The following is a 25,892-nucleotide window of genomic DNA, read 5'->3' as shown; positions in this document are numbered from 1 at the left end:
AAAAGTTTACTTACTTAAGAGTTAAATATGTTACTATTAGATATAAAATTTTTTATATCTAAACGGGAAGTATGAAGTTTAATGAATATCATCTGTTGGCGATTTTTGCTGCGGTGGTAGAGGAGCGACAATATACGAGGGTGGCGAAGAGGTTAGGAATAACCCAGCCGTCAGTTAGTCAAAGTATTTCTAAACTGCGAGAGATCTATAATGATCCCCTTTTCATTAGGGAAAAATTAGGTGTTAGGCCTACAGCATTTGCGTTAGAAATATATCCTGATATTGCAGATGCAATTTTAAAATTAGATGCACTATCAGCAACAAGAACTCGATTTGATCCTAGCGCGAGCAAACGTGTATTTAAAATATCAAACATAAGTCTATTTGAGCACTCTTTAATTCCGGAGCTTTTTAAGATAGCGGAGGAAGAAGCTCCTAATGTAACGATTTTAGTTGATAACAAGAGTACAAAAGAGACGAAGGATATGTTGAGGAAAGGTACTATAGACCTCGCAATTGAAGGAGCCATTAATACGGAACCTTCTATCAATTCTCATAAAATTTATGAAGATGAATTGGTTGTCGTTTGTAGTAGAAACAACCCAGAGTTTAATGGAAGTACCATACTTGGGCATGAGTTCTTAAAGCATCAACACGTTACAGTTTCAAGTCTATCGAGTAATTACAATGTATTTGAAAATTTTTCTCCTTCTAGTTTAGAGTTATTGAAAAAAAGAAAAATAAAAAGGCAAGTAGCAAGCTATTGGGGGCTATTATCTTCCATTAGAGATAGTAATAACTTGGCTTTGTTTACTCGAAAAATGGCGGTTGAAAATTCTGAAATTTTTAATTTGAAAATTTTGGAAAATGAGTTTCTGAAACAGAAAGTTGAAGCTTGTGTATATTGGTCAAAACCCAGAAACCTCGATCCATCGATTGTCTGGTTGAGGGAGAAGGTCAAAGAGGCCGCAATCAATGTCTTATAGTCAGCAGGGTGTTTATCTATACAAGTTTTCGCTAAAGCTTGCTTTTAAGAGATGTTGAAGTCCTTCTAAAGGGAGGGAAGCCATCGTCAGTTACGAAACCTTTCGGTATTGGAACACAGCAACAGGCCAATACTTCGAGGGTGAGAACCAGCTATTCCGTTTGGATAAAGAAGGTAATCGCGTAGAAGGTGACTTAGCAAGCCATTACGTGTTGCGTAAGCAGTAACATGAAATATGAGCTGCTAATCAGTAATTGATGATAGAAAAGGGTCTAGCTTTTAGCTGGATCCTTTTTAATTTCATCGCTGATGAAGTAGCTTAGGTATAAAGTTATTGAAATGGTCAAAATCAGAAACAGTTATTCAAGCTAAATGTAACAAAAAGTATCGATGGTCATTTTGTTGGGATGTCTGCGGGTATGTTGTAGAAATGTATTAACTAATGAGTATTGAAACACACACAGTATTTATTGTTATTATGAATTGATGTTTCGGTTAAAAATACCTGATGTGAATATCAGATTAAAATCTTTATTTAACATCGCTTTACAGTTTATTTAGCGTGATTACTAATTAGTCAGTTAATTTGAATTTTCCTTTTTTTTCCTGACTTTTTAGTAATATGCATAAATTAAAGATAACTTTTAGCCTTGCTGCTGTAGCAGCTTTAGTCGGTTGTAATAGTGGTTCTTCAGGTTCATCCGAGCCGCCGCCTCCTCCACTTTGGACGGATGAAAAAGTCGCTGACGTCGTTGAATGTACTACCTTGAGGCTGGGTGGCACTTGTGACCAAAATGTCACGCTAGAGGCGTGGGGGACATTAGACCCGTACATTGAAACATGTAATCACATCGTCTGTTTTGAAGATGGCTCAGAGCCTCCTGAAGTACCTGGGTTATTACGCTGGAGAGAAGGGCGGCTGATCCCTACCTATGTCTTGGGGGCTGATGATGTACGCTTCACAAAAGCCATGGACTATGTCGAAGATCTCATTGGCTATCAACTATTCGATCGTAAAGGAATTATTGACCTCGATATTTCAAATCCTATCGCGATTGATTACTCAGGACTAGAAACAGATTGGGGGTTTATCTGGAGTCAAGGTACGACTTGGGGTAACTGCGGTTCAGGTACCGTTTCGCAAGGCCCATACATATTTAATATAAACTCTTATCTTGCGGACTCTGGGCAAGCTTATATAAAGAATGCGAAAGACATTTTTAATAAGGATGGGCTTCAGTTTACTTGGATAAATATAGATGGTGACCCTGATAACGCGCAGGAAGGCTGTACCGTCATTGCTTCGCAAGAGGTTGTTTACCATGAGCTAGGCCATGCCCTTGGTATGGGGAACCACTTCCCTGGGTTTGGTACTGGCGCTGCATGGGACTCCAATGCTGAGCGGGTACTTAAAACCATGTACCACAGAGAGAACCCTCCTGGCCAACCGTATGATTCACTCTATATAGCTGAATAACAAATGGGTTGAAATGGGATGATTATTTCACTCATGCCAGTAATGAAAAAAGATCTGGCAAATGCCAGATCTTTTCAAACCTAATCAACAAGCTCTACATCTGATTTCGGCACGCAGCAACAGGCGAGTACTTTGCCAGATTCTTTCTCACCCGGAAGCAAGGCTGGGACATCGGGCTGATCCACTTCACCAGACTCCAACGTCATTTTGCATGCTCCGCAGAAACCGGCACGGCAGCTGTTGGAGACATTGAGGCCAGCGGCTTCAGCCTGTTCCAGCAACGTGTTTTGGTTATCGCCACTGAACATATTACCGTTGATACTGATAGTGACTTCTTGGGTTTTATTGCTCTCGCGTGTGACTGGGCCAAAGGCTTCTTGGTGATAGTGGGTAGCATCAAGGCCAGCTTTAAGCAACAGGCCTTTGGCGCTTTCCATGAAGTTGTGTGGGCCGCAAACGAACACTTGTCGCTCGGCTAGATCTTGAATTTGGGCTAAGTGGTTAGCTTCAAGACGGCCAGAAAACCCTTTCCAGTCTTTATCAGGACGGCTGAGAGAAATCATCACCTTTAGCTGCGGGAATTGCTGCTGAAATTGCTCCAACTCCTCAAGATAAGGAATATCTGCTTGGCTACGGCATTGGTGGTAGAAAATGACATCACGCACTTGGTTATGGTCGGCCAGGTAGCGCAGCATCGAAATCATTGGTGTTACGCCGCTGCCTGCCGAAAGCAGCAACAGCTTGTCGGTGTGATGGCCTAAGTGAAAACTACCATCGGGTTTCTCGGCCACTAAGGTGTCCCCCACCTGGAAATGATCATGGAGCCAGTTTGATATCCTGCCATCATCAACCCGTTTTACCGAAATGCCAAAACGGCCAGGACGAGACGGGCTGGAGGACAGGGTATAGCGGCGGGCCACGTACTCCCCATTGATTTCGACCTGTATCGGCAGGTGTTGCCCTGGCTGGTAAGTAGGCAAAGACTGTTGTTTGGCTGGCTCCAGCCAGAACGTACAGAAATCCCGGGCGATCTCTTCGCGCTCAACACAAGTTAAAGTAAGGGATTGAGTCCCGTTATCAGGGTAGATCTCTTTAGGCTTGGTCTCGAGCACTTCAACTTTGTCACCTGTCCTAATCAAACCTTCGTTAAGGGCTACTAAGTTCTGGCCGAAGTATACCTCGCCACTGCCGTCTGAACGGAATGAAGACAGCGTATTGAGCGGCTCTTTCAATTGACTGAATTCGCCGGTTGCAGGATCAACCGTTGTCAGAATACAGCGGGAGCAAGGCTTCACGGCTTCGAATTCTACTTTACCAATGCGGATGCGCTTCCAACCATCCTCGGCGAATGGCTCGGTACCTGAAACAACAAGATTGGTACGGAACTGATCCATGGTGTGGTGCTGTGGGCTTCGGGCATTGAGAGCTTCCAGTGATGCCTCACTGATGATTAGCATCGGATAGCCATCGGCAAAGCTGACATTTTGGCTGATCTTGGCTCTCAGGCGTTGAGACTGTTCGCCGGTAAATAACAGTTGCACTGGCTCGCCTATGATCTGGCTGAACCAGTCGTCGGCGGCTTTGGTAGTGAGGTAAGCATTGAAGGTGTCTTTCCAGACTGTCGCTTCAGATTCGGTCATCGCAAAGTCGCTGTACTGCAGTTTTAATGATGGCTGCTGCGGGTAGCTAAGCACCAAGCCATTGGATAATAGTGCCGCTGAGACTTTGACCAGCTGCGGGTGTTTTCTCGCCGTGATCATACTGCCATCAGGACGGGCGACCATGAAACGACGGTCGAAACTTAATCCTTGTTGTTCAACCCAAGCGTGAGATTGGCTAATACCTGCAATTGATTTAACGGGGAAAATGTTTATTTGGCTTAATGCCAGATTTTTGGCTGATTGGTTCACTGTTATCATCCTTGTGTCGTTATTCTTTGCGCAGATAACGCCATTCTACCAAATTGTGTTTTGCGAAGGTGCAAAATTCATTCATCGCATTATTGATGGTTTCACAGTAATTAAGCATTTAATTGTTACTGCCTCTGATTTCTGCTTTGCAAATTTATACTTATTTACAATATCAACTCATAAGATTATGAAGTTTATGAATATTTGTAAGAAATGGGATTGTTTGGTCGTTCATAATATCTGGAAAATTAAAATGTAACTAAAGAGGGAGCTATGAACCTATTACGGCATTATGGGGTAAGAGCCAAATTATTGGCACTGATCGCTATTGCAGCCATTTTAATGCTTTTCAATACAGTATTTCAGGCTAATCAAAGTTATCAGAGTGATATTGCAGATCGTAAGGAATCGATGCAGGAACAAGTGAAAGCGGCAATTTCCTTGGTGCATTACTATTCGGATAAATACCCACTTGATCAGGACTTGGCCCAGCAGGAAGCCAAGTCGGCGCTATCAGCAATGCGTTTTGATGGCGATAATTATTTTTGGGTGATCGCTACCGATAACTCGCTTGTTATGCATCCGCTTCGCCAGCAGCAGGAAGGCCAATCGATGCAGGCAGTGACAGATGCCTCTGGCAAACAGCATTGGCTGGAAATGACGACGATCGCCCGTCGCTCCGGAGCGGGCTTCTTGGATTACGCCTGGATTGCACCGAGTGGTGAGGTTTCCGAGAAAATCTCCTATGTCGAGAATTTTGCCAAGTGGGGATGGGTTGTAGGTACTGGTGTCCACTTATTGGATATCGAAGAGCGCTTCTTTGACGGCATTGTATTCCAACTGGGTGTCAGTTTGGCTTTCATCGCACTCTTGGTAGGGCTTGGGGTTTGGATCAGCAATGACATCAGCCAACCGCTTCAGCAATTGACAGAGCGGGTTCGAAAACTGGAGCAGGGGGATTTAACCCAGAATTTCACTATGGATCGCATGGATGAAATCGGCCAGATCGCCGATGCATTACATCAGGCTTCTTCAGCGATGCGCACGACGTTGCAAGCCGCTAGCCAAAATGCTGAGCAGTCTGTCAGTATGGCGGGTACCATTGCAGCGGCCAGTGAGCAGTGTGCCCAGTCCATTACAGAGCAGAACCAGCAACTTGCCCAGTTGGCGACTGCGATGGAAGAAATGAGCGCCACTATTACCGATGTTGCCCAGAACGCCGAAACAGTGTCGACCTCTACTGCCGAAATTAATGCTCAGGTTGATGCCAGCAATCAGCGAATGGTGCAGGCAATGGCTGCAATCCACTCTGTTTCAGAGGGTATTGCAAATTCTGATCACCGTGTTGGCGAGCTTAAGCATGGCGTGGAAGAGATTGGTAATGTCACCCAGGTTATCCAAGGGGTGTCAGAGCAAACGAACTTGTTGGCACTCAATGCAGCGATCGAAGCCGCCCGTGCTGGTGAGCAGGGCCGTGGTTTTGCCGTGGTTGCTGATGAGGTGCGCAACCTTGCCAGCCGCACCCAGCAGTCCACCATAGAGATCCAAGAAACCATTGATAAGCTGACCGAAAGTACGCTTAACACCGTTAAATCGATGGCAGAAAGCACCGAGCAAACACAATACAGCGTTGAGCATACCGAGCAGGTTCAAAATGAACTTAACCGTATTGCAGGCTTGGTAACCGAAGCGAATGACATGATCATGCAGGTGGCAACGGCCGCTGAGCAGCAGGGAACGGTAACCGAGGAGGTTAACAATACGGTTAACCTTATTCATACCGCTACTGATGATATCAACAAGGCCGCCCAGCATTTGGCTTCTGAAAGTCAGTCGTTAAGTGAAGCAGCTGCTACTTTGGGTGATCAGCTCAAGCAGTTTAAAGTGTAAATTACCTTTCCCCACTACATCCAAATGTTAAAGCTCTAGCCTGCTGGCTGGAGCTTTTTTTATCGGCTTTATCTTTACCCTTACCGTCGGGCATCAAGATGCAACTTTGGATTTCATCAGGACACATTGTGGGTTTTCAACTTACTGATAAGACAGTTGAAAGTGGTATCCGTTGTGAGTGTTGCGAAAAATAACGAAGTAGATTCCATCAATTGCAATGAATAGCATATGAGAGCTCCCGTCATTGGAATACATCATCATAAAACTGGTACCGTTTTTGGGGTGTTATCCTCAAGGAAGGGGTTTGTATATGTGTTCTGCGCTGGGACTAATGGATATTGAAAATACGGTGCTTGGGGTCAATTACGACTTTCAGTTTGACCATGGCATGGTGGTGTTCAATCCTCGCCATTTATATAAATGCGATAAGCTGCCGCTCGGTGAACGACTTTTTTGGAAGAGCTTATATGGCTCGGTGACATTGGTTCAGTTTGGCTGTGAGCTACCCTCAGGCGGCATGAATGAGATGGGGCTGAGCATCCATCTGCTTGAACAACGTGACGCGGTGTATCCCCCCCTGGACGAGTCTGAGCAAGTGTTGAGTGAGTTGCAATGGATTCAATATCAATTGGATATGAGCCAAAGTGTCGAGGACGTGGTAGCGAGCTTGGAGCATGTGAAGCTGCAGTCCCACTTTATCTCTCTTCATTATGTGGTTGCCGACAGTGTTGGACAGGCCGCTATTATTGAGTTTGTCGGCGGAAATGTTGAAGTTACCCGATATGATAGGGGCCAGTGTTTGGTATTGACCAACCATAGTTTGGCTAAGTGTCAGCTTAGTCAGGGAGACGAAATCAAGATTGCGGAAAATGCTTCGCTGTCCCGGTTTTTTCAGTTGCAAGATTACAGTGCGTCGTTTCAGTCAGGGCTGGAGCTAGAACCTTTCATCTTACAAGGTCTTAATGAAGTTGCTATCTCAGGGAAGGCGCTAGAATCTGACTCGAAGTTAAGTGCCTTGCGAAATATCGGTAGTTTTAGAACCTGTTGGCAGGTGCTTTTCTCACCGGCTAAAAAGACCATGAAGTTTCACCAAAACGCCAGTGAAAAGGGCTTTGAAATAAAGATGGACGAGTTTAATTTTACCTCATTACATGATCGTATGAGTTGCGAGTTCCATGCTCTGCCAAGCGATGGAGAAAGCCTGAGTCTGACTCCCTATACCCAAGAAGAAAATCGCCGTGTAGTGGAAACGGCTTATCGACCTTACAGCCGATTTTTTCCTGAGCAGTTTGTTGAGCAAATTGTTCGTTTTCCCGATGAGTTTGTGGTCTCAGCTGAGGTGAAGCATTAGGAAGGTTATCCAAAACATGCAAGTTAGGTAGCGCATAGCAGGATGGGAGTTGAGCGCTCAGGCGGCTTTGCTTGCCGCCTGAAGAGATCCGATTAGATTATTTAGTTAGTGCCTGATTCAGCCATTGATCAAACTGGCCTTTTGGTAAAGCACCGTTGATGGTATCGACCATCTGGCCGTTTTTGAAAACCATAATGGTTGGAATGCTGCGGATACGGTACTGCGCGGCAAGTGCTTGCTGGGCTTCGGTATCAATTTTGACAAAGCGAACATCACCATTTCTTTCTTTGGCGACATCTTCAAAGATAGGGGCAAAACCCACACACGGGTTACACCAAGGAGCCCAGAAGTCTACTACGACAGGGTTATCGCCCTGAATAAGGGAAAGGAAGTTATCAGTCGTACCTTCGACAGGCATACCATCAAGCAGGCGATCTTTACAGGCACCGCAGTTTGCGATGTCGTTCACTCGCTCCGTAGGAATACGGTTCATTGCCTTGCAGTGAGGACAGCGGGTAGTCATTGTAGTCATAATCGGGTTCCAGTAAGTTTTGTTTCTTACTAATTTAACGACTACCCAAGTATATGCAAAGCAGGATTAACAGATTGTATTGATAGAAATAATCTATCGGTTAAGTTTACCTCAATGTTTACGCCGATAATTGTTGTACGTTATTCATTAATGAGTAAAAGGCTTAGTGGATCAGCCCGAGTTCCTTAGCTTCCTCGATAGATAAGCCACTGGCACGAATGTCGCGAAGCATCTCAATACGGCGGCGCGCTTCTGCCTGCTGGCGTTTGTTTTGGGAGATGTGTGAAGCGGTTTCGTCTTTGAAATCCCACTTTGAAGACACATCAGACATTTCATTGTGATCGATAGAATTGATAGACACATTAACCTCCTGAAGAACCCCTGCGTCGAAATCAACTTATCTTTATCAAACGATTTTGCTGACGTTAAGACGTTAAAATCCAGTTTGTGACACATCCCAAAATTGTGCAAAAACTATGAAAACTTGCTTTTCTCCTCACCCAAACAGGGGTAATGTTGATGGTTCCACTCCAGTAAAAAATACGTTGTCAGATCACTTTTTCTAATCGACTATATTCCCCCTTTAACTCAGCAATTTTATGCTTATTGGCAGTTTGATAATTAACCACTCAAGTGGTTGTTTATTGGTGGCTTTGTCGGTGGTATGTGTTGATTGCTGATTAGTTGGTCAATTGGTTTTACCAAGGGTTTACAGCGGCCAGAATATCCCATAATATTCACCGCACTTACGGAGAGATGGCTGAGTGGTTGAAAGCACCGGTCTTGAAAACCGGCATACGTTAATAGCGTATCTAGGGTTCAAATCCCTATCTCTCCGCCACATTTCAATAGTCAGTAGTATTACTGGTTATTTGACCTTCTGGGTAAGCAGGGTTCAAATCCTCCATAGCCAGAGCGTCTCCACCACATTCTAAAAGTTTGACCAAGGTTGAGCTTTCCAAAGAATTGGAGCGGTAGTTCAGTTGGTTAGAATACCGGCCTGTCACGCCGGGGGTCGCGGGTTCGAGTCCCGTCCGCTCCGCCACTACATAGAAGGCTCAGTCTAAAGACTGGGCCTTTTTTGTATCTGTTGAACTTAGGCGTCAGTCCTGCGGACTGATGAGTCCCGGTCGAGTGCGACCCCAGCCCTCCGCCACTGATTTAAGCCTGATGCGAAAGCGTCAGGCTTTTTTCGTATGTAATGCTCCCGAAAGTGCTGCGCACTTTTGTCTGCGGGCCTGGGTGCCGGACCATCGAGTCCGTCCGCTCCGCCACTACAATGAAGCCAAAACAAAAAAAGCCACTTCTGATTTCTCAGAAGTGGCGTCGTAATTACAACAAAGGACTAAAAATATTCAAGGCAGGATAATGCCTTATGCTGTCTCAGCAACCTTAGTTGGTGCTGGGTTGCGGATTAGGTGGTCGAAAGCCCCTAGGCTCGCTTTAGCACCTTCGCCCATTGCGATAATGATTTGCTTGTAAGGTACGGTTGTCACATCACCTGCTGCAAATACACCTTTCATCGATGTTGCACCGTGTGCGTCAATTTCGATTTCACCGCGTGGTGATAGTGCAACTTTCGTTTCTTTCAACCATTCGCTGTTTGGCATTAGACCGATTTGGACGAAAATACCCGCTAGTTCAATTTGCTTCAGCTCATCAGTGTTACGGTCTTTGTACTCAAGGCCGGTTACACGGTTACCATCACCCAGCACTTGTGTCGTCTGTGCCATCTTGATGATTTCGATGTTCGGCGTTGCGTTCGCTTTATCAATCAGAACTTGGTCTGCTCGTAGCGTATCGGCGAATTCGAGAACAGTAACATGTTCAACGATCCCTGCTAGGTCGATAGCCGCTTCGATACCTGAGTTACCGCCACCGATCACGGCTGTCTTTTTGCCTTTGAACAATGGGCCATCACAGTGTGGGCAGTAGGCAACGCCCTTGTTGCGGTATTCTTGTTCACCCGGTACGTTCATCTCACGCCAGCGTGCACCTGTGCTGGTGATAACAGTGCGCGCTTTCAAAACTGCCCCACTTTCTAGTTCAACATGGATATAACCATCGGCAGTTTCTTCTGCGTCGATGATGTTGGCTGCTCGCTGCTCAGTCATCACTTCAACGCCGTATTCTTTCACGTGCTCTTCAAGGCTAGCGACCAGCTTAGGACCAGTTGTCGCTTTGACCGAAATAAAGTTTTCGATAGCCATGGTATCCATAACCTGGCCGCCGAAACGCTCGGCTACGACACCTGTGCGAATCCCTTTACGCGCTGCGTAGATAGCTGCTGAAGAACCCGCTGGGCCACCACCGACAACTAAAACATCGAAGGGCTCTTGCTTGCTTAGGCTTGCCGCTTTCTTCTCAGCAGCGCCTGAGTCCACTTTGTTCAGGATTTCTGTTAGTGACATACGGCCTTGGCCGAAGAGTTCACCGTTGATGAACACGCTTGGCACAGCCATGATGTCGCGGGATTTTACTTCGTCCTGGAATGCTGCGCCGTCAATCATGGTTGTTTTAATCAGCGGGTTGATAGCTGACATCATGTTGAAGGCTTGTACTACCTCTGGGCAGTTCTGGCACGATAGTGAAATAAAGATTTCAACGTTAAGCGGCTGGCTGAGATCTTTGATTTGCTCAATGGTTTCGGCATCAAGTTTAATTGGATGACCACCGCTATGTAGCAGGGCGAGTACCAGAGAGGTAAATTCATGGCCCATTGGCAGGCCGGCAAAGCCAATTGCTGTGCCTTTTTCTTGGTTCACCACTTGCATGATTGGCTGGCGCGAGCTGGCACTGTCATCGCGTGTTACTTTAATTTTATTGGTTAGCGACGCGACATCATCTGCCAAAGCCTGAAGCTTGTTAGCGGTGTCGCTGCCATCAAGGCTAAGTATAAGTTGTACATCTGTTTTTAGGTTTTCTAGGTATGCTTTAAGCTGCTGCTTCATTGCTTGATCTAACATAATCGTGCCTACTCTTAAATTCTGTTTTTGGTATCGACCAATACCTTCTTGCTTAAAAGGAAAATAAAAAGGGGGCGCAAGTCGGCAAACATTTTGTGGGGTGGATTGTTTATTTGGATGCGGATAGCTTGTTTGGGGGCGGCACGCCTCAGCCCTTTAGGAGGAAAGCCAAAGCGTGCCTGTCAAACTGAATAGTGTCCGCTATTCAGTAGATCTTAGATTTTACCAACTAGGTCTAGAGATGGTGCTAGAGTCTCTTCACCTTCTTTCCATTTAGCTGGGCAAACTTCACCTGGGTTAGCGGCTACATACTGTGCAGCTTTTACTTTGCGAAGTAGGTCTTCAGCGTCACGGCCAATACCTTCAGCAGTGATTTCCATCGCCTGGATAACACCTTCTGGGTCGATTAGGAAAGTTGCACGGTCTGCAAGACCCTGACCTTCACGCATAACGTTGAAGTTGTTAGTGATTGTGCCTGTCTGGTCACCTACCATGAAGTACTCGATAGTACCGATCTTGTCTGAAGTGTCGTGCCACGCTTTGTGAGAGAAGTGCGTGTCAGTTGATACTGAGTAAACTTCTACGCCACGAGACTGAAGCTCTGCGTACTTTTCCTGAAGGTCAACAAGTTCTGTTGGACATACAAACGTGAAATCTGCTGGGTAGAAGAAGAATACTGCCCACTTACCTTTAACGTCCTGTTCTGTGATTTCTACGAACTCGCCGTTTTTGAATGCAGTCGCCTGGAATGGTTTGATTTCTGTATTGATCATGCTTTAACTCTCTTTCTCATTTATTCAATTTTGACGCTGTCCCGCGTCGATGGAGATATAATGCAATGACCACCGAAATTAGTGAAATTGGACGTTCCAATTGATTTGATAGGTTAAATCTATTTGAGAAATGAGGTTGTTATAGCCAAAAGCTATCAAAGCTAATTGGGGTGTTTTGGGTGCAAAAATGGCCTTTATTGGTCCTTTTTTGTTCATCTTGATGTGCGCTAGCGGATGATTGTTGCTAAAAAGCTATCCAGTGACGTATATGACAGAGGGAAAAGGTCATTATTTAATTAAGATCAGAGGCTTTACTTGTAGAAATCATGGCTTTTCGCAACGGCAACCTGAATAACCAAAAGGGGGCGTGGTTATTCAGGTAGGCTGCAGCTACTTTGATGAGTTGCTGGATAATCGATTAGTGATCCTGGCTAAGCCGCCTTGCGAGTAGTTAAAAGAAAGAAGCTACGCCCAAGCAAGCGGGGTAGGTCGTCGTTTTTAGCCTCTGCGCCAAGTTTCTCCTCAATTAATTGTTCCAATTCGAGCCATGCTTGCTTGGCGTGCCCAATAGCAACGTGGTGCGAGGCATTGCTGATCAACAGTTGCAGAACGGCATGGAAATTGGGGCGGGTCATCGCGACTTCAAATGAGGTATTGAACGCTTCCCTGCTCGACAAGTCGAGCTCATTAAGTACGGTATTGAAAATTTTACCGTCAAGCGCAGAGATAAACGCTTCTTTCTTACCGAAGTGGTTGAGAATGCCACCACGCGAAATGCCTGTCATGGTTTGCAGACGGGTATACGTCATTTTCTCGTAGCCGACCTGTGGGTCTAGCAGGCATAGAATGACCGCATCCAAAATTCGCTGACGGGTCTTCAATGCTTCTTCTGGGGTTACTTTTGCCATGGTGTTTCCTGCGTTGTCCAAGGGAGGTGTAATGGGCTCATGGCTTAATGATTCAGTATAGTTTTTATTGGTATATTGTACTGTAAAATATCTGGGGTGAGCAATATTCAGATAAAAGAAAGTTACAAGAAGAGCTATGGCTGTCAGCAAGGGACTGCCAAGTTGGGGGCAGTTTGATTGGTGAACGATTAGGGTAATAAAAAAGGCGCTAAGTGATTCACTTAGCGCCTTCTCTTATTTACTTTCTGGTTGCTAACTTAGCCAAGTAGCTCTTTAGCTGTTTCAACTACGTTTTCAACCGTGAAGCCGAACATCTTGAATAGCTCACCTGCTGGTGCAGATTCACCGAAAGATGTCATACCGATGATACGGCCGTCGAAGCCCACGTACTTGTACCAGAAGTCAGCAATACCTGCTTCAACAGCGATACGTGCAGTTACATCTGATGGCAGAACTGCTTCACGGTAAGCCGCATCTTGCTTGTCGAATGCATCAGTTGATGGCATTGAAACAACGCGTACTTTCTTGCCTTCTGCTGTTAGCTGTGCAGCCGCTTCTACCGCTAGCTCTACTTCAGAGCCCGTTGCGATAAGGATAAGCTCTGGCTTGCCTTCGCAGTCTTTCAGGATGTAAGCACCCTTAGCGATGTCAGCAACTTGCGCTTCGCTGCGATCCTGCTGTGCTAGGTTCTGGCGCGAGAAGATCAGAGACGTTGGACCGTCTTTGCGCTCGATAGCCAGTTTCCAAGCTACTGCAGACTCAACCTGGTCACATGGACGCCATGTGCTCATGTTTGGCGTCAGGCGTAGAGATGCCATTTGCTCAACCGGCTGGTGAGTCGGGCCATCTTCACCCAGACCGATAGAGTCGTGAGTGTAAACCTGGATGTTCTGCACTTTCATCAGTGCCGCCATACGCATTGCGTTACGTGCGTATTCCATGAACATTAGGAAAGTTGCACCGTATGGTACGAAACCACCGTGTAGCGCGATACCGTTCATGATAGCTGTCATGCCGAACTCACGTACACCGTAGTGAATGTAGTTACCAGAGAAGTCGTTGGCTTCTAGCGACTTAGAACCAGACCACATAGTCAGGTTAGAAGGTGCTAGGTCAGCAGAGCCGCCCATGAACTCAGGTAGCATCTGGCCGAATGCTTCTAGTGCGTTCTGAGAAGCCTTACGAGAGGCGATATTCGCTGGGTTAGCTTGCAGATCAGCGATGATAGCGTTCGCTTTCTCTTCCCACTGTGCAGGTAGCTCACCGTTAACACGGCGTTTGAACTCAGCCGCTAGCTCTGGGTGGGCAGCTTCATAAGCGGCCAGTTTTTCGTTCCATGCTGCTTCTTTCGCTGCGCCTGCTTCTTTTGCATCCCACTCAGCGGCTACGTCTGCAGGGATTTCGAATGGACCGTGGTTCCAGCCTAGGAATTCACGTGCCGCTGCGATTTCGTCGTGGCCTAGTGGTGCACCGTGACAGTCGTGTGAGCCAGACTTGTTAGGCGAACCAAAACCGATGATCGTCTTGGTACAGATAAGCGTTGGGCGAGGATCTGCTTTAGCTGCTTCGATTGCAGCATTGATAGCGTCTGCATCGTGGCCGTCTACTGCTGGGATTACGTGCCAGCCGTAAGCTTCGAAACGCTTAGGCGTATCATCTGAGAACCAGCCTTCAACGTGACCGTCGATAGAGATGCCGTTGTCATCCCAGAACGCGATCAGTTTGCCTAGACCTAGGGTACCGGCAAGCGAACACGCTTCGTGAGAGATGCCTTCCATCAGACAGCCGTCGCCCATGAAAGCGTAAGTGTAGTGGTCTACGATGTCGTGGCCGTCACGGTTGAACTGGGCAGCCATCGCTTTTTCAGCCATTGCCATACCTACAGCATTGGTGATGCCCTGGCCTAGTGGACCCGTTGTTGTTTCGATGCCCGGTGCGTAACCGTACTCAGGGTGACCCGGTGTTTTTGAGTGCAGCTGACGGAAGTTTTTCAGGTCGTCAATTGATAGCTCGTAACCTGTTAGGTGAAGCAGCGAGTAAATCAGCATTGAACCGTGGCCGTTAGACAGCACGAAGCGGTCGCGGTCAGCCCACTCAGGGTTTTGTGGGTTGTGGTTCATGTGGTCGCGCCACAGTACCTCGGCAATATCAGCCATACCCATAGGTGCACCCGGGTGACCAGAGTTTGCCTGCTGTACACCGTCCATGCTCAGGGCACGGATTGCATTTGCCAACACTTTACGTTCCATATTTGTATCCACTATGAATTTGTCTTAATCGAAAAAGGAAGAAAGCGGCAAATGGCCGCTTTCTAAAATTATATCTGTAGGATTACAGACGCTCTGCAATCATGGCTTCTAGTTTGCCCTGATCGATAGCGAAGTTGCGGATGCCTTCGGCCAGTTTCTCAACTGCCATTGCATCTTGGTTGTGATCCCATAGGAATTCAGCGTGAGTCATCGCCGCTGGACGCTCTTTGATGTCAGTTGCAGAAGTCAGTTTCTGAACCACTTCGCCTTGTGCTTCTTCAAGCTCCTGAAGTAGCTGTGGGCTGATTGTTAGGCGATCACAACCTGCTAGCTCAAGAATTTCACCTGTGTTACGGAAGCTCGCACCCATCACTACTGTGTTGTAGCCGTGCTCTTTGTAGTAGTTGTAGATGCTAGTTACAGAGATAACACCTGGGTCTTCTGCTGATTCAAAATCACGGCCTTCTTTGGCTTTGTACCAGTCCATGATGCGGCCAACGAATGGAGAAATCAGGTAAACACCCGCTTCGGCACAAGCACGCGCCTGAGCAAATGAGAACAATAGTGTCAGGTTACAGTTGATGCCTTCTTTCTCAAGCACTTCTGCTGCGCGGATGCCTTCCCAAGTAGAAGCCAGTTTGATCAGGATACGGTCATTTGTGATGCCTGCATTGTTGTACATTTTGATCAGCTGACGCGCTTTGGCAATGCTGCCCTCTGTGTCGTAAGAAAGGCGTGCGTCAACTTCAGTTGAGATACGACCAGGAACCACGTTCAGGATCTCTTTACCGATGTTTACAGCCAGCATGTCACAAGTGTCTTGGACTTGTTGTTCTTTGTTGTCACTTTGTGCTTTGGCGTAAGCGATAGCTTGATCGATAAGAGGGGCGTATTCGGCAATTTGAGCTGCTTTTAGGATCAGAGATGGGTTAGTGGTCGCATCTTCCGGCTTGTACTTGCTGATAGCTTCAATATCACCGGTATCAGCAACAACAGTAGTTAGCGCGCGCAGTTGTTCCAGTTTAGTACTCATATCTTCCGACCTTATCCTCGTTGGGCTTGTTTCAATGCTAGCTAATAATCCTGCTGGCAAAGCATTAATTACTTCTTCTTAACCATTCCGTATCAGGTCAAAAACATGGTTGATGAGCGGATGGATCGCTTAAGAACAATTGATGCTTCGATAATTAGCGTTTTGGCATATTTTGTCAATCAAAAAACCGCGCAAAGTGTGTGTTGATCTCAAATTTTTCACTGTTGAGTATATTCGAGTGGATATTCTAATTCGTATTGGGGATTGTTCAGGTGGTTACATGTGCAAATGCATTGAGCATATGATCTGAGGTGTGATCATTTGTCATCGTTTGGGACATAGATTTCTATCCGATATAACCAGGAAAACCATGCTGGCTAGAGGTTCTTCTTTCCCCATTGCTCGATGAGCTTCTTCTCGTAGGCAAGTGGGCGATCACGGGCTGGGCCTAGTACGCTACTGAGATAGCCGAGACCGCCTATTTTCTCTTCACCTTGCTTTATTGGGGTCTTACCATCCATGACTTGATAATGGATGGTAATACGGGGTGGTGTTGTGTCGCTCAATATCCTCATATCTCTGCCTAGTTGCGGTCGGTAGCGGACATCACCGGCTAAATCGAGATCGGTGACGACATCATTGAGCATTTGTCCTGAGCTGAGATTTTGCTCAGCATTACTACCCTTCTGATGTAAAAAGGCCATTCATAAGAATGGCCATAGATAGGTAGACAGATAGAAAGTGTAGCTGTGATTTTATAAATTTGAACTAAAGTAAAAATTCATCCATGTCTTCGACATCACCGAGTTGCTGCTGTATCTCATCAATGGTTGCTGACAGTGTTTGGCATAAAGCTCCGATCTCCTCTGCAGTTGGCCAATGATGTTGCTTCAACTGTTTCTCTACTGCCATTGCTGTTTGCTGTACTTGGATAGCGCTGACACTGCCTGCTACGCCTTTAAGGGAGTGGCTGACTAAGATGGCCTGGTCAAAGTCTTCGTCTTCAATCGCTTGTTTTAGTTTTTCGACATCATTGCCATGTTCGGCGGCGAACATCTGCAAAAACTGAGATGCCATGGCGTGATCATTGTCCATCATGTCCAGTAGTGGGATGAGCTCTATGAACTGGAATTTTGCTGGGTCTAGCTGGTTATCAGCCATGTCTGAGTCCGTTACCTCATTGCTAGAAGAGACTGAGCCCAACTGGTCGTTGTCAGCATCTATACCAACAATTGTAGGTGAGAGTTCTTCAGTTTTGCTTTCCTTGCTCTCTACCTCAGCGATTGCGTAGTGGCTGTGAAGGGAGGCCATACGGGTAATTTTGTGCTTGAAGCGTTGCAGCGCATCTAGCAGTTTACGCTCATCAAGCGGCTTGGTGATCATGCACTCGACACCCGCCTTAAGCATATTACGCTGGGTTTCGGCAAACACATCTGCAGTACAGGCAAAAATCGGCGTTTCACAAGCGGGCGGTGGCAGTTTGCGGATTCGTTGGGTAGCCTCGATGCCATCCATCACGGGCATGTGGTTATCCATCAAAATCAGATCAAACGCTTGGTGCTCCAATACCTTCAATGCTTCAGCGCCATTTTCGGCTATGGAAGTGACAAAGCCGCGTTGCTTGAGGAAACTTTCAATGATCAGCACGTTGAGGTGGTTATCTTCAACAATCAATACTTTGAGGTTGGCAAAGGCTTGGCTGTCGAATGTAATGTCAGTGCTATCATCGGCAGTGTATTGGCCAGGTTGCAATACGACATCGACCTGAAAGGAAGACCCAACACCTTGCTCGCTGGATACCGAGATATTTCCTCGCATTAGTTGCGCCAGCTGCTTGACGATACTCAGTCCCAATCCAGTTCCACCAAAGCGACGGCTGGTAGAGGCTTCTGCTTGGGCGAATGGGTCAAAGATCAGATCGATTCGATCGGCTGGGATACCAATCCCAGTATCTGATATCAAGATGTGTAGATATTGCTCGCCACTCGATTCACCCTGAGTCAGCGATAGGGATACCGAGACCTTTCCTTTCTCGGTGAATTTAATGGCATTACTGATCAGGTTAAACAAGATCTGGCGTATACGTGCCTTATCGGCATAGAACCACTGCCTACGGTCGAAGTCACAATATATATCAAACTCGATGCCTTTCTCTTTGGCCAGAGAGTGGTAGGTACTTTCTATCGCCCCGACAAGATCCGTAAAGCAGAAGTGGGTAGGATCCAGCTTCAATTGTCCTTGCTCAATCTTGGAGAAGTCCAAAATATCGTTCAGCAAGGCCATCATGTGTTTGCCCGATTCGAGCAAGGTACGCAGATGTTGTTCTTGCTCTTTGGTCAGATCGGTTTTTAGCAGTAGTTGTGACAGACCCAACATTCCGTTCATCGGGGTACGAATTTCATGAGACAGATTGGCGAGGAAAGCCGATTTTGCCCTGTCTGCAGACTCGGCTTTATGCAGTGCTTGATTTAGCCGCTTGGTATCGTGGGCAATCTTATCTGTCCCCTGATTCAACGCATCGTGCAGTACTTTGAATTCGTAAGGTCCCTTGAATTTCTCACTACGGCTATAGTTACCCAGTTTGAATTGGGCGGCAAAACGGGTCAGTGCTGCAATTGGGGCGGTAATGTGTCGGGTGAGCATTAGCGATAGCACGACAACAATACCGGCAGTCAACATCAGTGCCAGCATGAAGTATTGCTGGAGGTAATCGATGGTGGCTGTCACGGTATGTTCAGGCGTGATTGAAGCGAGGTACCAGTTTGGCCGACCCGGTAGTTGGAAATCGAGCGGGGCCAGTGTGGTGACCATCGCTTGGTTTTGGCGGTTGGTAAAACCATGAAGATCGCTCGGGTTATAGGCCTCTATACCTTGATGCGTGGATCTAAATTGCTGGCGGATATAGGTTTGGAAATCATCAAAAATCGCCAGGCTTTGGCCTTGGTGGCGACCGGATAGAATGATGTCAGCCTTGTCGTTGATCAGCATGATGTAGTCACTGTTGCTGATCCTTTCGCCAAGGAAGGTCAGTTGAGCATTGAGTTCATCAAGCTGATAGCGAATCACCAAATAGATTTCGTGGGTATCATCAGCATGATGCTGGTGGGTAACAGTGCTGATGATATACAGATAAGCGATATCGTGTTGGTATTGCGGCGGTGAAATAAGTAGGTTGGCCTCACCGCTTGTCAGCGTTGCCAGTTGCTGGTTGATATTCTTTAACCCGGCTTGCTCTAGTGTAGCCGCGATATCTGTCGGTACCGCTTCGGTAGAGCTTGCGACAATGGCTAAGCCTTGTTGGTGTGATTCGATAAGGTCAATTTGACTAAAGCTGGGATCGACCTCAGACAACTCTTTGAGGTAGTTGCTAATAAAGGTTTGTTGTTGAGGATCGTGGCCTTCATTGTGTTCCAGTATGGGTAACTCAAATACGGGAGAGCTGGCCAACTTGCGGACACTCAACAGACGCTGGGCAAGAATATCATCAAGATTGTGTGCGGCGAGCTCGGTACGGCTGCCTAACCCTTTGGCAATCTGCTCGGTGGCAACTGTGGTGAGTTTGTCGCTGCTGAGCCAGTTATAGATAAAGGCCGGTACAATGCCGATAATGAGCATACTTCCGAGTAAAATCGGCTTAATTCTATTGGGTATCATCCGTGAAAATCCATTCCGTTACAGCTGATCGCTCGACAGGCCTACTTATCCTAATGAGCGCTTTGTTAAGAGTGTGATATATCTTCCATGAAATGATCAACTGCAATAGTGAAGGGATGGGGAGAAATTGGATCTCCCCATCATTATTTGGTTTGCAGGCGTGAATCTGCCAGTAAGCAGTGAGAAATCAGCTAAGGAGCTGCTCCAGAGTGAGCGGGGTTGCGACTAGCCCCATCCGTTGGGCAGGTGTCACTCCTTCTTTGTCCTGATGGCAAAGGTTATGCCATGCTCGGTAAATATCCAACAATGGCAATAGGCCTCCAGGACGCAGCTTTCGGCGCGGTTCATTAATGAACTGGCTGAACTGATCTTGGAAGCGCTGCTGGTAGTGGGTGATCTCTTTATGCGTTGCAGTTTCTAGCCATTTGCCTTCATTTTCTTTTTCACCACCCAAGTGACAGATCCCTTTGCTGATATCATCATGGCGGGTAAATGCCCAGCGGTCGCGCCACCAACCCATTAATACGATATCGATACGACCTGCAGGCTGGCCATGCTGCCATTGAGGATCGGTTTCGACATAAATGGGATGCACGGTTTTGTGTTTGATGCGATCGCAAAATATCGAGATGCAGGCAGAGCGCAGCAAAGTCTCTTGTGGCATAAAAATAGCCAGCTCTTGATTGTGCTCCAGCATTTGCTGCAGGTGCATATAGTGGGCGTAGACCGTGTATTGTGGCCGGATCAAACAACCCTTGGATGGATAATTCAATCTAGGCTTGCTTGATAGCGGATCTTCAAAATTAGGGCGAGCCATAATTTGTCGATATACCGCGTCGATATGGGCAAGCAAACCCTGCGGAACGGAGGTTGGTGCCTCGACTAATTGCGCGGGAGGGGCAGCCATAAACCGGGCACCGTCATTAAACGGATCGTGCCACTCGCTTGACTCCTCATGCTCTTCTGGCTGGTAATTGATATCCTGCGCCAGTACATAGCCAGACTCAGCTTCACAGCTGGCGACCCAAAGTACACCGTTCTCGCTGTTTGGCTGTAATTCACTGATATCAGAAGCCAAGGAAAGCTCGGGTGAATGCTTGACCAAGCGGGCATCGAACATCGCAAGTTGTCGGCGGCAGCGGCTGGCAATATGAGACAGCTGATCGTAAAACGATTTAGGATTCATATTGAGTCGGCGACAGATATCCCTGACCGGGTAGCCAGTAAATAGCATGGCTAATAGCTTCTGCTGAATTTGGTTCTTGCCGTTGAAGCCTGACCAGCGGTCGACAAACGTGGTTTGGCAGCATTTGCAACGATAGCGCTGGCGATCGCCGCTGAAGCCAAAGGCATGGTATAGATGGCGGTGGGTCAGTACAGGCAGTCCGAGGTTTTCACATTCAGGGTTACTGCATGCTGGCATCCCACTACTTTGCTGTTGCTTTAAACGCAGGGCTTCTTCTACTACATCATGGTTATTGATGATAGGTGGGAAAGCACCACACTCTTTGCAAACCAACATCGGTTTGTTCGGATTATTCCGCTGAAGCACATAGTTATTGGTGTCTGTTGAACCGAAATTACTGCAACTGACGGTTTTACAATGATTGAGTTGGTGACCGTTACAGGCTTGCGGAAGTAACGAAGCGTGATTGTCGATGCGGCGTGTGTTCATCATGTCAGCCTAACCTTATCCATGGGCTTAAGCAACAAGCGCGTTATGTGTATTTGTTGGCAGGGGGAGAGCCCTATTAGGGGGTGGTACAGAGCAGGTTTCCCTGCTCTGTACCATTAGTGTCTACAACGGGTTTTGACTTAATATCTGCGCCGGCCTTCTATATAGAGGACCATTCAAATTGTGTAAGACGCCACATATTACAAAATTTTGAGCTGCGTGATAGCAAGGCAAAACTGTGCTGTAGAGACTAATAATTCTCGCTGTCTGTCATACCGATACCATCTCAGGAAATGGTATTGGTATGAATGGTATACCAAGGTAGAGCATGAAGGCGTGGCCGATGAATCGGGGGTACACCGGCCACAGGTAGGTTCGTTACAGCTTGATAGCTGTTTCGAGAGCAACATTCATCATCTGAGCGAATGACTTCTGACGATCTTCTGAGCTTAGTTTTTCACCACGCTTGATGTGGTCAGAAACAGTCAGGATGGTCAGTGCTTTTGCACCCAACTCAGCAGCAACACCGTAGATACCGGCTGCTTCCATGTCTACGCCTAGCATGCCTAGCTTTTCCATCTTGTCGAACAGATCAGCTTCTGGGCTGTAGAACAGATCAGCAGAGAAAACATTACCAACACGTACAGGTACATTCTGAGCACGCGCTTCGTTTACTGCCGTCTCTAGTAGGCCAAAGTCAGCGATAGCGGCGAAGTCGTGGTTGTTGAAGCGAATACGGTTAACTTTCGAATCTGTTGACGCGCCCATACCGATGATGACATCCATCAGTTTAACGTCGTCATGTACCGCACCACAGCTACCTACGCGGATGATGTTCTTCACACCGAACTCTTTGATCAGCTCGTGAACGTAGATAGAGCATGATGGAATACCCATACCGTGGCCCATTACAGAGACACGCTGGCCTTTGTAAGTGCCGGTGTAACCGAACATATTACGAACGTCACAAACAAGTTGAACGTCTTCAAGGTAATTTTCAGCAATGAATTTCGCACGAAGCGGGTCGCCTGGCATCAGGACTGTTTCTGCAAAATCACCAAGTTCAGCATTGATATGTGGGGTAGCCATAATTCACTCCAGGTATGTTGTTTGTACGTTATGTTGTCGCTGTATCGTTTTAAGAAAATGTGCGTTTAAGAGAAAAAACGTTCAACGATGCTTTGGTAGGCAACGCCGCCAAGGTAAACACCAACGATTCCCATAATGCCTGGTAGTACTGGTGGCGCAGGCAGTGGAAGTTTAATGGCCGAGAAAAATAGACCAACAATTAATCCTGCAAAAGTCGCAAGCAGAATCTCACTCATGTGTTTACCCTCTATATTCATTGTGTATTACGACGTTGGATGGCAGCTCTGTTTGGCGCCTTAATATGCGTTGTCGTTTTGATGGATAAAGTGTAAGCAAGCGTGTCTTTGGATCTCGCGATCCTGATCACATTTTATTGAGCTGTTCATCAAAAATAACTCCTTGATTACCAAATATGTTGAAAGGGAGAGGGGTATCGTTTGCGTAAATGAAAGGTAAAAGACATAAAAAATAGATAGTAAAATAAAATAAGGCGATGAAATATAATGATTATGTTGGTTGTTTACCCTTGGCTAGTTCGAATGGAAATAGACTGAAACAGTGTGAGTAAAAATGTGATGTTGTAATGGATTTCATTGCAGCAAAAAACATAAATGGGCTCAATAACGCCCATTTATGTCGGGTGAATTGAAAAGCGTAGGGTGATTATTTTTCGCGTTTTCCGCTCTTTTGGGCTTAAGGGGATGCGTCCTCCGAGGCCGAAGCAGACGGGCGGCGATAGATAGTCTTGCCCTCTTTGATAGTCTCGATAATTTCGATATCCCTTATTAACCCTGGGGCGATGGACATAGGGTTATCTGAGAGGATGACCGCGTCAGCTTGCTTGCCGGGAACTAACTCACCCTTGTTGCTCTCTTCGAAAAACTGGAATGCGGCTTGTTCGCTCATGGCGACCAACGCTTGCAGTGGTGACAGCCTTAATCCGCTGCCCATGATCTCTTCATCTTTGGTAACCCGGTTGACTGAAGACCAGAGCGTGAAAATGGTATCGGGAGGCGTCGGGCCGGGGAAACAAATATTACTAGCAGGTAAATCATCCTCTAACGCTTGCTTGATAGGGCTTTGTCCATTTGCCCGACTGAGGCCGAGCTTTTCAATATCATCTTCGCCCTCCAGATACATGTTGCTGGTATCAAAGCAGCCGATTAACCCCAGCTTGGCATATTGCTGTAGCTGGTTATTGCGCATGAATCGGGACATGACGACTACATGGCGTTGGTCTTGTCCTGCATTTAGCTTGAGATCATAACCGGCTTGGATGATGGCATCGATAGCGGCATCACCCATCGCATGGACAAACAGCTGGAGTTCATTTTCGACCACAAGCTGAAAGGTGTTTTGAAAAGCACTGAATGGCATCAGCGGTTCGCTGCGCCAGTTTGGCTCGGGTAATGTAGGGTTTTCTTGGTAGGGGTAGGCCATCCAGGCAGAATACTCGCTAGCTGTGCCATCGAGGGCAAGATAGAAGCCAGGTATTTTGAGTCGGTTATTGTATTGGCCAAAGCTAACTTCATCACCTTCAACCAAGGCTTCCATCTCAGTGACGTTAGGGATCGCAATAATATCTAACACCAGCTTATTGGCGTTGGCATGGCTCTGTAAGGTAGATAGCGCTTCATTATTGATGCCGATATCCACCAGAGTTGTTATTCCTTGGCTGGCAAAAGTATTTTGTGTTTGTTCAATGTCGCCTGTTTGTTCGAGTCGCTGTGAGAACTGGCTATTTCCGGCAAAAAAGCCCGGGATCATGGTTTTGCCGTCTAAATCTATCATTTTGGTGAGATCGCCTTGGTGGCGCTTAACTCCTATACGGGTTCCTATAGCTTGTACGCGGCCATTTTTAAAGGAAATGGCCGTTACCTTCTCAGTATGTGCCGATAAGGTAAGAATATTGCCATTGAAGTAGATAGCATCGGCATCCGGTGTATCGTCGGCACTGTCGCAAGCCGCCAGCATGATAACGACAGCATTAATGAGGAAATACTTGAGAGCAGATTTGAGGCTGATGGGCATAGTTGAGGTAACCCTCCGGCGATAGGCAAATACAAAACCAGTTTTTTGAGTATAGGCAGGGTTGAACCGCAGCACGGAAAACAACAATGGAATTGGTAATTTGCTGCATTTCGCACTACCCATAATAAGGATGTGGTTGGTTTATTTGCTAAGGACTGGATGGATGAAAAGAATAGGGTTAGCGGCAACATTGTTACTTTGCGCAGCACCGGCTTCGGCGGATTTGCTGGGGTTTTCCGTTGGGGCGACAGTAGGTGGCGCGAGGGTTGAGTATCAGGGAAACGATGATTACGGTGTCGAATATGGGATCAATGGCTCATACCATATTAATGATATTTTCAGCGTGAATGCCGGAGTGGTACAGGGCAGTGCTGATGTCGATGCGAGGGGAGGCAATGCAAAGAACGACATTGACTATACCACGTTTCCATTAACTCTACGGGCGGATTTACCCTTGGTGATCGGGAGTGTTTACGGCAAGCTCGGTACCAATTATTACGACTATGATATCGACCGCTCGGGTGTGCCGACAGAAAGTGATGATGGCTGGGGATTTGCCGGAGGTGCCGGAGTAGTCTTTACCATGCTGCCATTTATCGATCTTTCGTTGAACTATGAATACCGTGATATGGGTGATGTGACGAATAATTCCATTTTGTTCGGAATTAGCGCAGGCCTTTAATCGCGAGCTAGAACCTCATTCTCTGGGTATTTAACTTACCACACTGGCCATGCCTGATAGGTCAGTGTGGTGTTATGTAATTGGCCGCTAAAGAATCAGCCGTAGCCTCAGCATATCTTTATGTTGGATGCCGTGCTCGAAAATAGGTTCATCGTAGTTATCGAGGAAGAAATCCCTGTCGATGCCGATGACCCGAAATCCCTCTCGCTGATAAAACGCCAGCTGGTAGCCAAATGTTCCTGTCCCCAATATCAGCTCTTTGGCCTGTTTTTTACGCGACTCAGAAATCACAAATTGCAGTAACCGACGGCCAATACCTGTGGCTTGTTGGGTTGGATCAACAGCGATGTTCATCAATTCCAATGTGGTTTCAGAACGGGGCGTCAATACGCATACGCCAACGGTTTTGCCATCGGACAAAGCCGTATAGATATCACTACCTTTGAGGTAAGTCTGAATTTGCTCTGTACTGGGATCGGCTTCCAGTAACAAATCCATTGGTGCCAGATCGGCGGGGATGCGTTTAAATTGCAATTTTGGCATAACTGATAAATCACATAACAAAAGTTGTTTGATTTTACCGCATTGCGGTGCATTTCACCTCTTTTACAAAACAAGATTCTGATCACCATAATGAAGGCCGTTTTTTTGTACAATGAGGTCAGTCCAGAAACCACCCCCGGAGGT

General features: G+C 46.7%; 20 protein-coding genes and 2 tRNA genes. 7 read left to right on the top strand and 15 right to left on the bottom strand.

Features of this window, described 5'->3' with window-relative positions; genetic code table 11:
- Window positions 1-71 precede the first annotated feature (71 nt).
- Together ACXAD4_RS21265 and ACXAD4_RS21260 are read left to right on the top strand one after the other, a co-directional pair.
- Entirely contained in the window at window positions 72-986 is a 915-nt protein-coding gene (locus ACXAD4_RS21265; RefSeq protein ID WP_475243937.1) for a LysR family transcriptional regulator, read from the top strand.
- A 621-nt stretch (window positions 987-1,607) separates the two neighbouring features.
- Window positions 1,608-2,462: a hypothetical protein gene (locus ACXAD4_RS21260; RefSeq protein WP_475243936.1), complete on the top strand. Its 855-nt coding sequence runs from the start codon at window positions 1,608-1,610 to the stop codon at window positions 2,460-2,462.
- Window positions 2,463-2,542: 80 nt separating this feature from the next.
- On the opposite strand, the gene ACXAD4_RS21255 is transcribed toward ACXAD4_RS21260, so the two are convergent.
- Complete coding sequence (locus ACXAD4_RS21255) at window positions 2,543-4,381, bottom strand: MOSC N-terminal beta barrel domain-containing protein (RefSeq protein ID WP_475243935.1); 1,839 nt, start codon at window positions 4,379-4,381, stop codon at window positions 2,543-2,545.
- Window positions 4,382-4,645: 264 nt separating this feature from the next.
- Between ACXAD4_RS21255 and ACXAD4_RS21250 the strand changes: the two genes are divergently transcribed.
- Together ACXAD4_RS21250 and ACXAD4_RS21245 are read left to right on the top strand one after the other, a co-directional pair.
- A complete protein-coding gene (locus ACXAD4_RS21250; RefSeq protein WP_475243933.1) occupies window positions 4,646-6,262 on the top strand; it encodes a methyl-accepting chemotaxis protein in 1,617 nt (538 codons plus the stop codon).
- Window positions 6,263-6,572: 310 nt separating this feature from the next.
- Window positions 6,573-7,613: a linear amide C-N hydrolase gene (locus tag ACXAD4_RS21245; protein ID WP_475243932.1), complete on the top strand. Its 1,041-nt coding sequence runs from the start codon at window positions 6,573-6,575 to the stop codon at window positions 7,611-7,613.
- Between the two features lie 97 nt (window positions 7,614-7,710).
- On the opposite strand, the gene trxC is transcribed toward ACXAD4_RS21245, so the two are convergent.
- Window positions 7,711-8,145, bottom strand: coding sequence for a thioredoxin TrxC (gene trxC, locus ACXAD4_RS21240; protein ID WP_475243931.1), 435 nt, complete (start codon window positions 8,143-8,145; stop codon window positions 7,711-7,713).
- 163 nt (window positions 8,146-8,308) lie between these two features.
- Window positions 8,309-8,506 carry a hypothetical protein gene (locus ACXAD4_RS21235; RefSeq protein ID WP_317522354.1) on the bottom strand — a complete coding sequence of 66 codons (198 nt, stop codon included), beginning with the start codon at window positions 8,504-8,506 and terminating at the stop codon, window positions 8,309-8,311.
- A gap of 389 nt (window positions 8,507-8,895) precedes the next feature.
- On the opposite strand from ACXAD4_RS21235, the gene ACXAD4_RS21230 reads away from it, so the two are divergent.
- Window positions 8,896-8,986: transfer RNA gene (locus ACXAD4_RS21230), tRNA-Ser, on the top strand.
- A gap of 127 nt (window positions 8,987-9,113) precedes the next feature.
- Window positions 9,114-9,190, top strand: a tRNA-Asp gene (locus ACXAD4_RS21225).
- Between the two features lie 328 nt (window positions 9,191-9,518).
- Here ACXAD4_RS21225 and ahpF read toward each other — a convergent pair.
- From ahpF to ACXAD4_RS21170, 11 genes are all read right to left on the bottom strand, one after another.
- Window positions 9,519-11,111 carry an alkyl hydroperoxide reductase subunit F gene (ahpF, locus tag ACXAD4_RS21220; RefSeq protein WP_475243929.1) on the bottom strand — a complete coding sequence of 531 codons (1,593 nt, stop codon included), beginning with the start codon at window positions 11,109-11,111 and terminating at the stop codon, window positions 9,519-9,521.
- A gap of 215 nt (window positions 11,112-11,326) precedes the next feature.
- Window positions 11,327-11,884: an alkyl hydroperoxide reductase subunit C gene (gene ahpC / locus ACXAD4_RS21215; protein WP_317522350.1), complete on the bottom strand. Its 558-nt coding sequence runs from the start codon at window positions 11,882-11,884 to the stop codon at window positions 11,327-11,329.
- Window positions 11,885-12,315: 431 nt separating this feature from the next.
- Window positions 12,316-12,792, bottom strand: coding sequence for a TetR/AcrR family transcriptional regulator (locus ACXAD4_RS21210; protein ID WP_475243928.1), 477 nt, complete (start codon window positions 12,790-12,792; stop codon window positions 12,316-12,318).
- A 257-nt stretch (window positions 12,793-13,049) separates the two neighbouring features.
- Window positions 13,050-15,041 (bottom strand): transketolase, encoded by a 1,992-nt coding sequence (gene tkt, locus ACXAD4_RS21205; protein WP_475243927.1) that lies wholly within the window; start codon window positions 15,039-15,041, stop codon window positions 13,050-13,052.
- Window positions 15,042-15,123: 82 nt separating this feature from the next.
- Complete coding sequence (gene tal, locus ACXAD4_RS21200) at window positions 15,124-16,074, bottom strand: transaldolase (RefSeq protein WP_475243926.1); 951 nt, start codon at window positions 16,072-16,074, stop codon at window positions 15,124-15,126.
- A 377-nt stretch (window positions 16,075-16,451) separates the two neighbouring features.
- Entirely contained in the window at window positions 16,452-16,778 is a 327-nt protein-coding gene (locus ACXAD4_RS21195) for a DUF3016 domain-containing protein (protein ID WP_475243925.1), read from the bottom strand.
- Between the two features lie 64 nt (window positions 16,779-16,842).
- Window positions 16,843-19,728: a hybrid sensor histidine kinase/response regulator gene (locus ACXAD4_RS21190; protein ID WP_475243924.1), complete on the bottom strand. Its 2,886-nt coding sequence runs from the start codon at window positions 19,726-19,728 to the stop codon at window positions 16,843-16,845.
- Window positions 19,729-19,915: 187 nt separating this feature from the next.
- Complete coding sequence (locus ACXAD4_RS21185) at window positions 19,916-21,406, bottom strand: transposase (RefSeq protein ID WP_475243923.1); 1,491 nt, start codon at window positions 21,404-21,406, stop codon at window positions 19,916-19,918.
- 375 nt (window positions 21,407-21,781) lie between these two features.
- Window positions 21,782-22,492: a purine-nucleoside phosphorylase gene (gene deoD, locus ACXAD4_RS21180; protein ID WP_317522342.1), complete on the bottom strand. Its 711-nt coding sequence runs from the start codon at window positions 22,490-22,492 to the stop codon at window positions 21,782-21,784.
- 65 nt (window positions 22,493-22,557) lie between these two features.
- Complete coding sequence (locus ACXAD4_RS21175) at window positions 22,558-22,728, bottom strand: XapX domain-containing protein (RefSeq protein ID WP_107300564.1); 171 nt, start codon at window positions 22,726-22,728, stop codon at window positions 22,558-22,560.
- A 457-nt stretch (window positions 22,729-23,185) separates the two neighbouring features.
- Window positions 23,186-24,523, bottom strand: a complete 1,338-nt coding sequence (locus ACXAD4_RS21170) for an amidohydrolase family protein (protein WP_475243922.1) — start codon at window positions 24,521-24,523, stop codon at window positions 23,186-23,188.
- A 163-nt stretch (window positions 24,524-24,686) separates the two neighbouring features.
- Here ACXAD4_RS21170 and ACXAD4_RS21165 point away from each other — a divergent pair, with 163 nt between their 5' ends.
- Window positions 24,687-25,205 carry a porin family protein gene (locus tag ACXAD4_RS21165; protein WP_475243921.1) on the top strand — a complete coding sequence of 173 codons (519 nt, stop codon included), beginning with the start codon at window positions 24,687-24,689 and terminating at the stop codon, window positions 25,203-25,205.
- Window positions 25,206-25,292: 87 nt separating this feature from the next.
- Here ACXAD4_RS21165 and ACXAD4_RS21160 read toward each other — a convergent pair whose 3' ends face one another.
- The gene (locus ACXAD4_RS21160) at window positions 25,293-25,748 is read right to left on the bottom strand and encodes a GNAT family N-acetyltransferase (RefSeq protein WP_475243920.1); all 456 of its coding nucleotides are present in this window, start codon (window positions 25,746-25,748) and stop codon (window positions 25,293-25,295) included.
- Window positions 25,749-25,892: the final 144 nt, after the last annotated feature.

The organism is Photobacterium sp. AWH4_225, from assembly GCF_056158405.1.
This window is presented reverse-complemented; position numbering and strand designations above follow the sequence as displayed.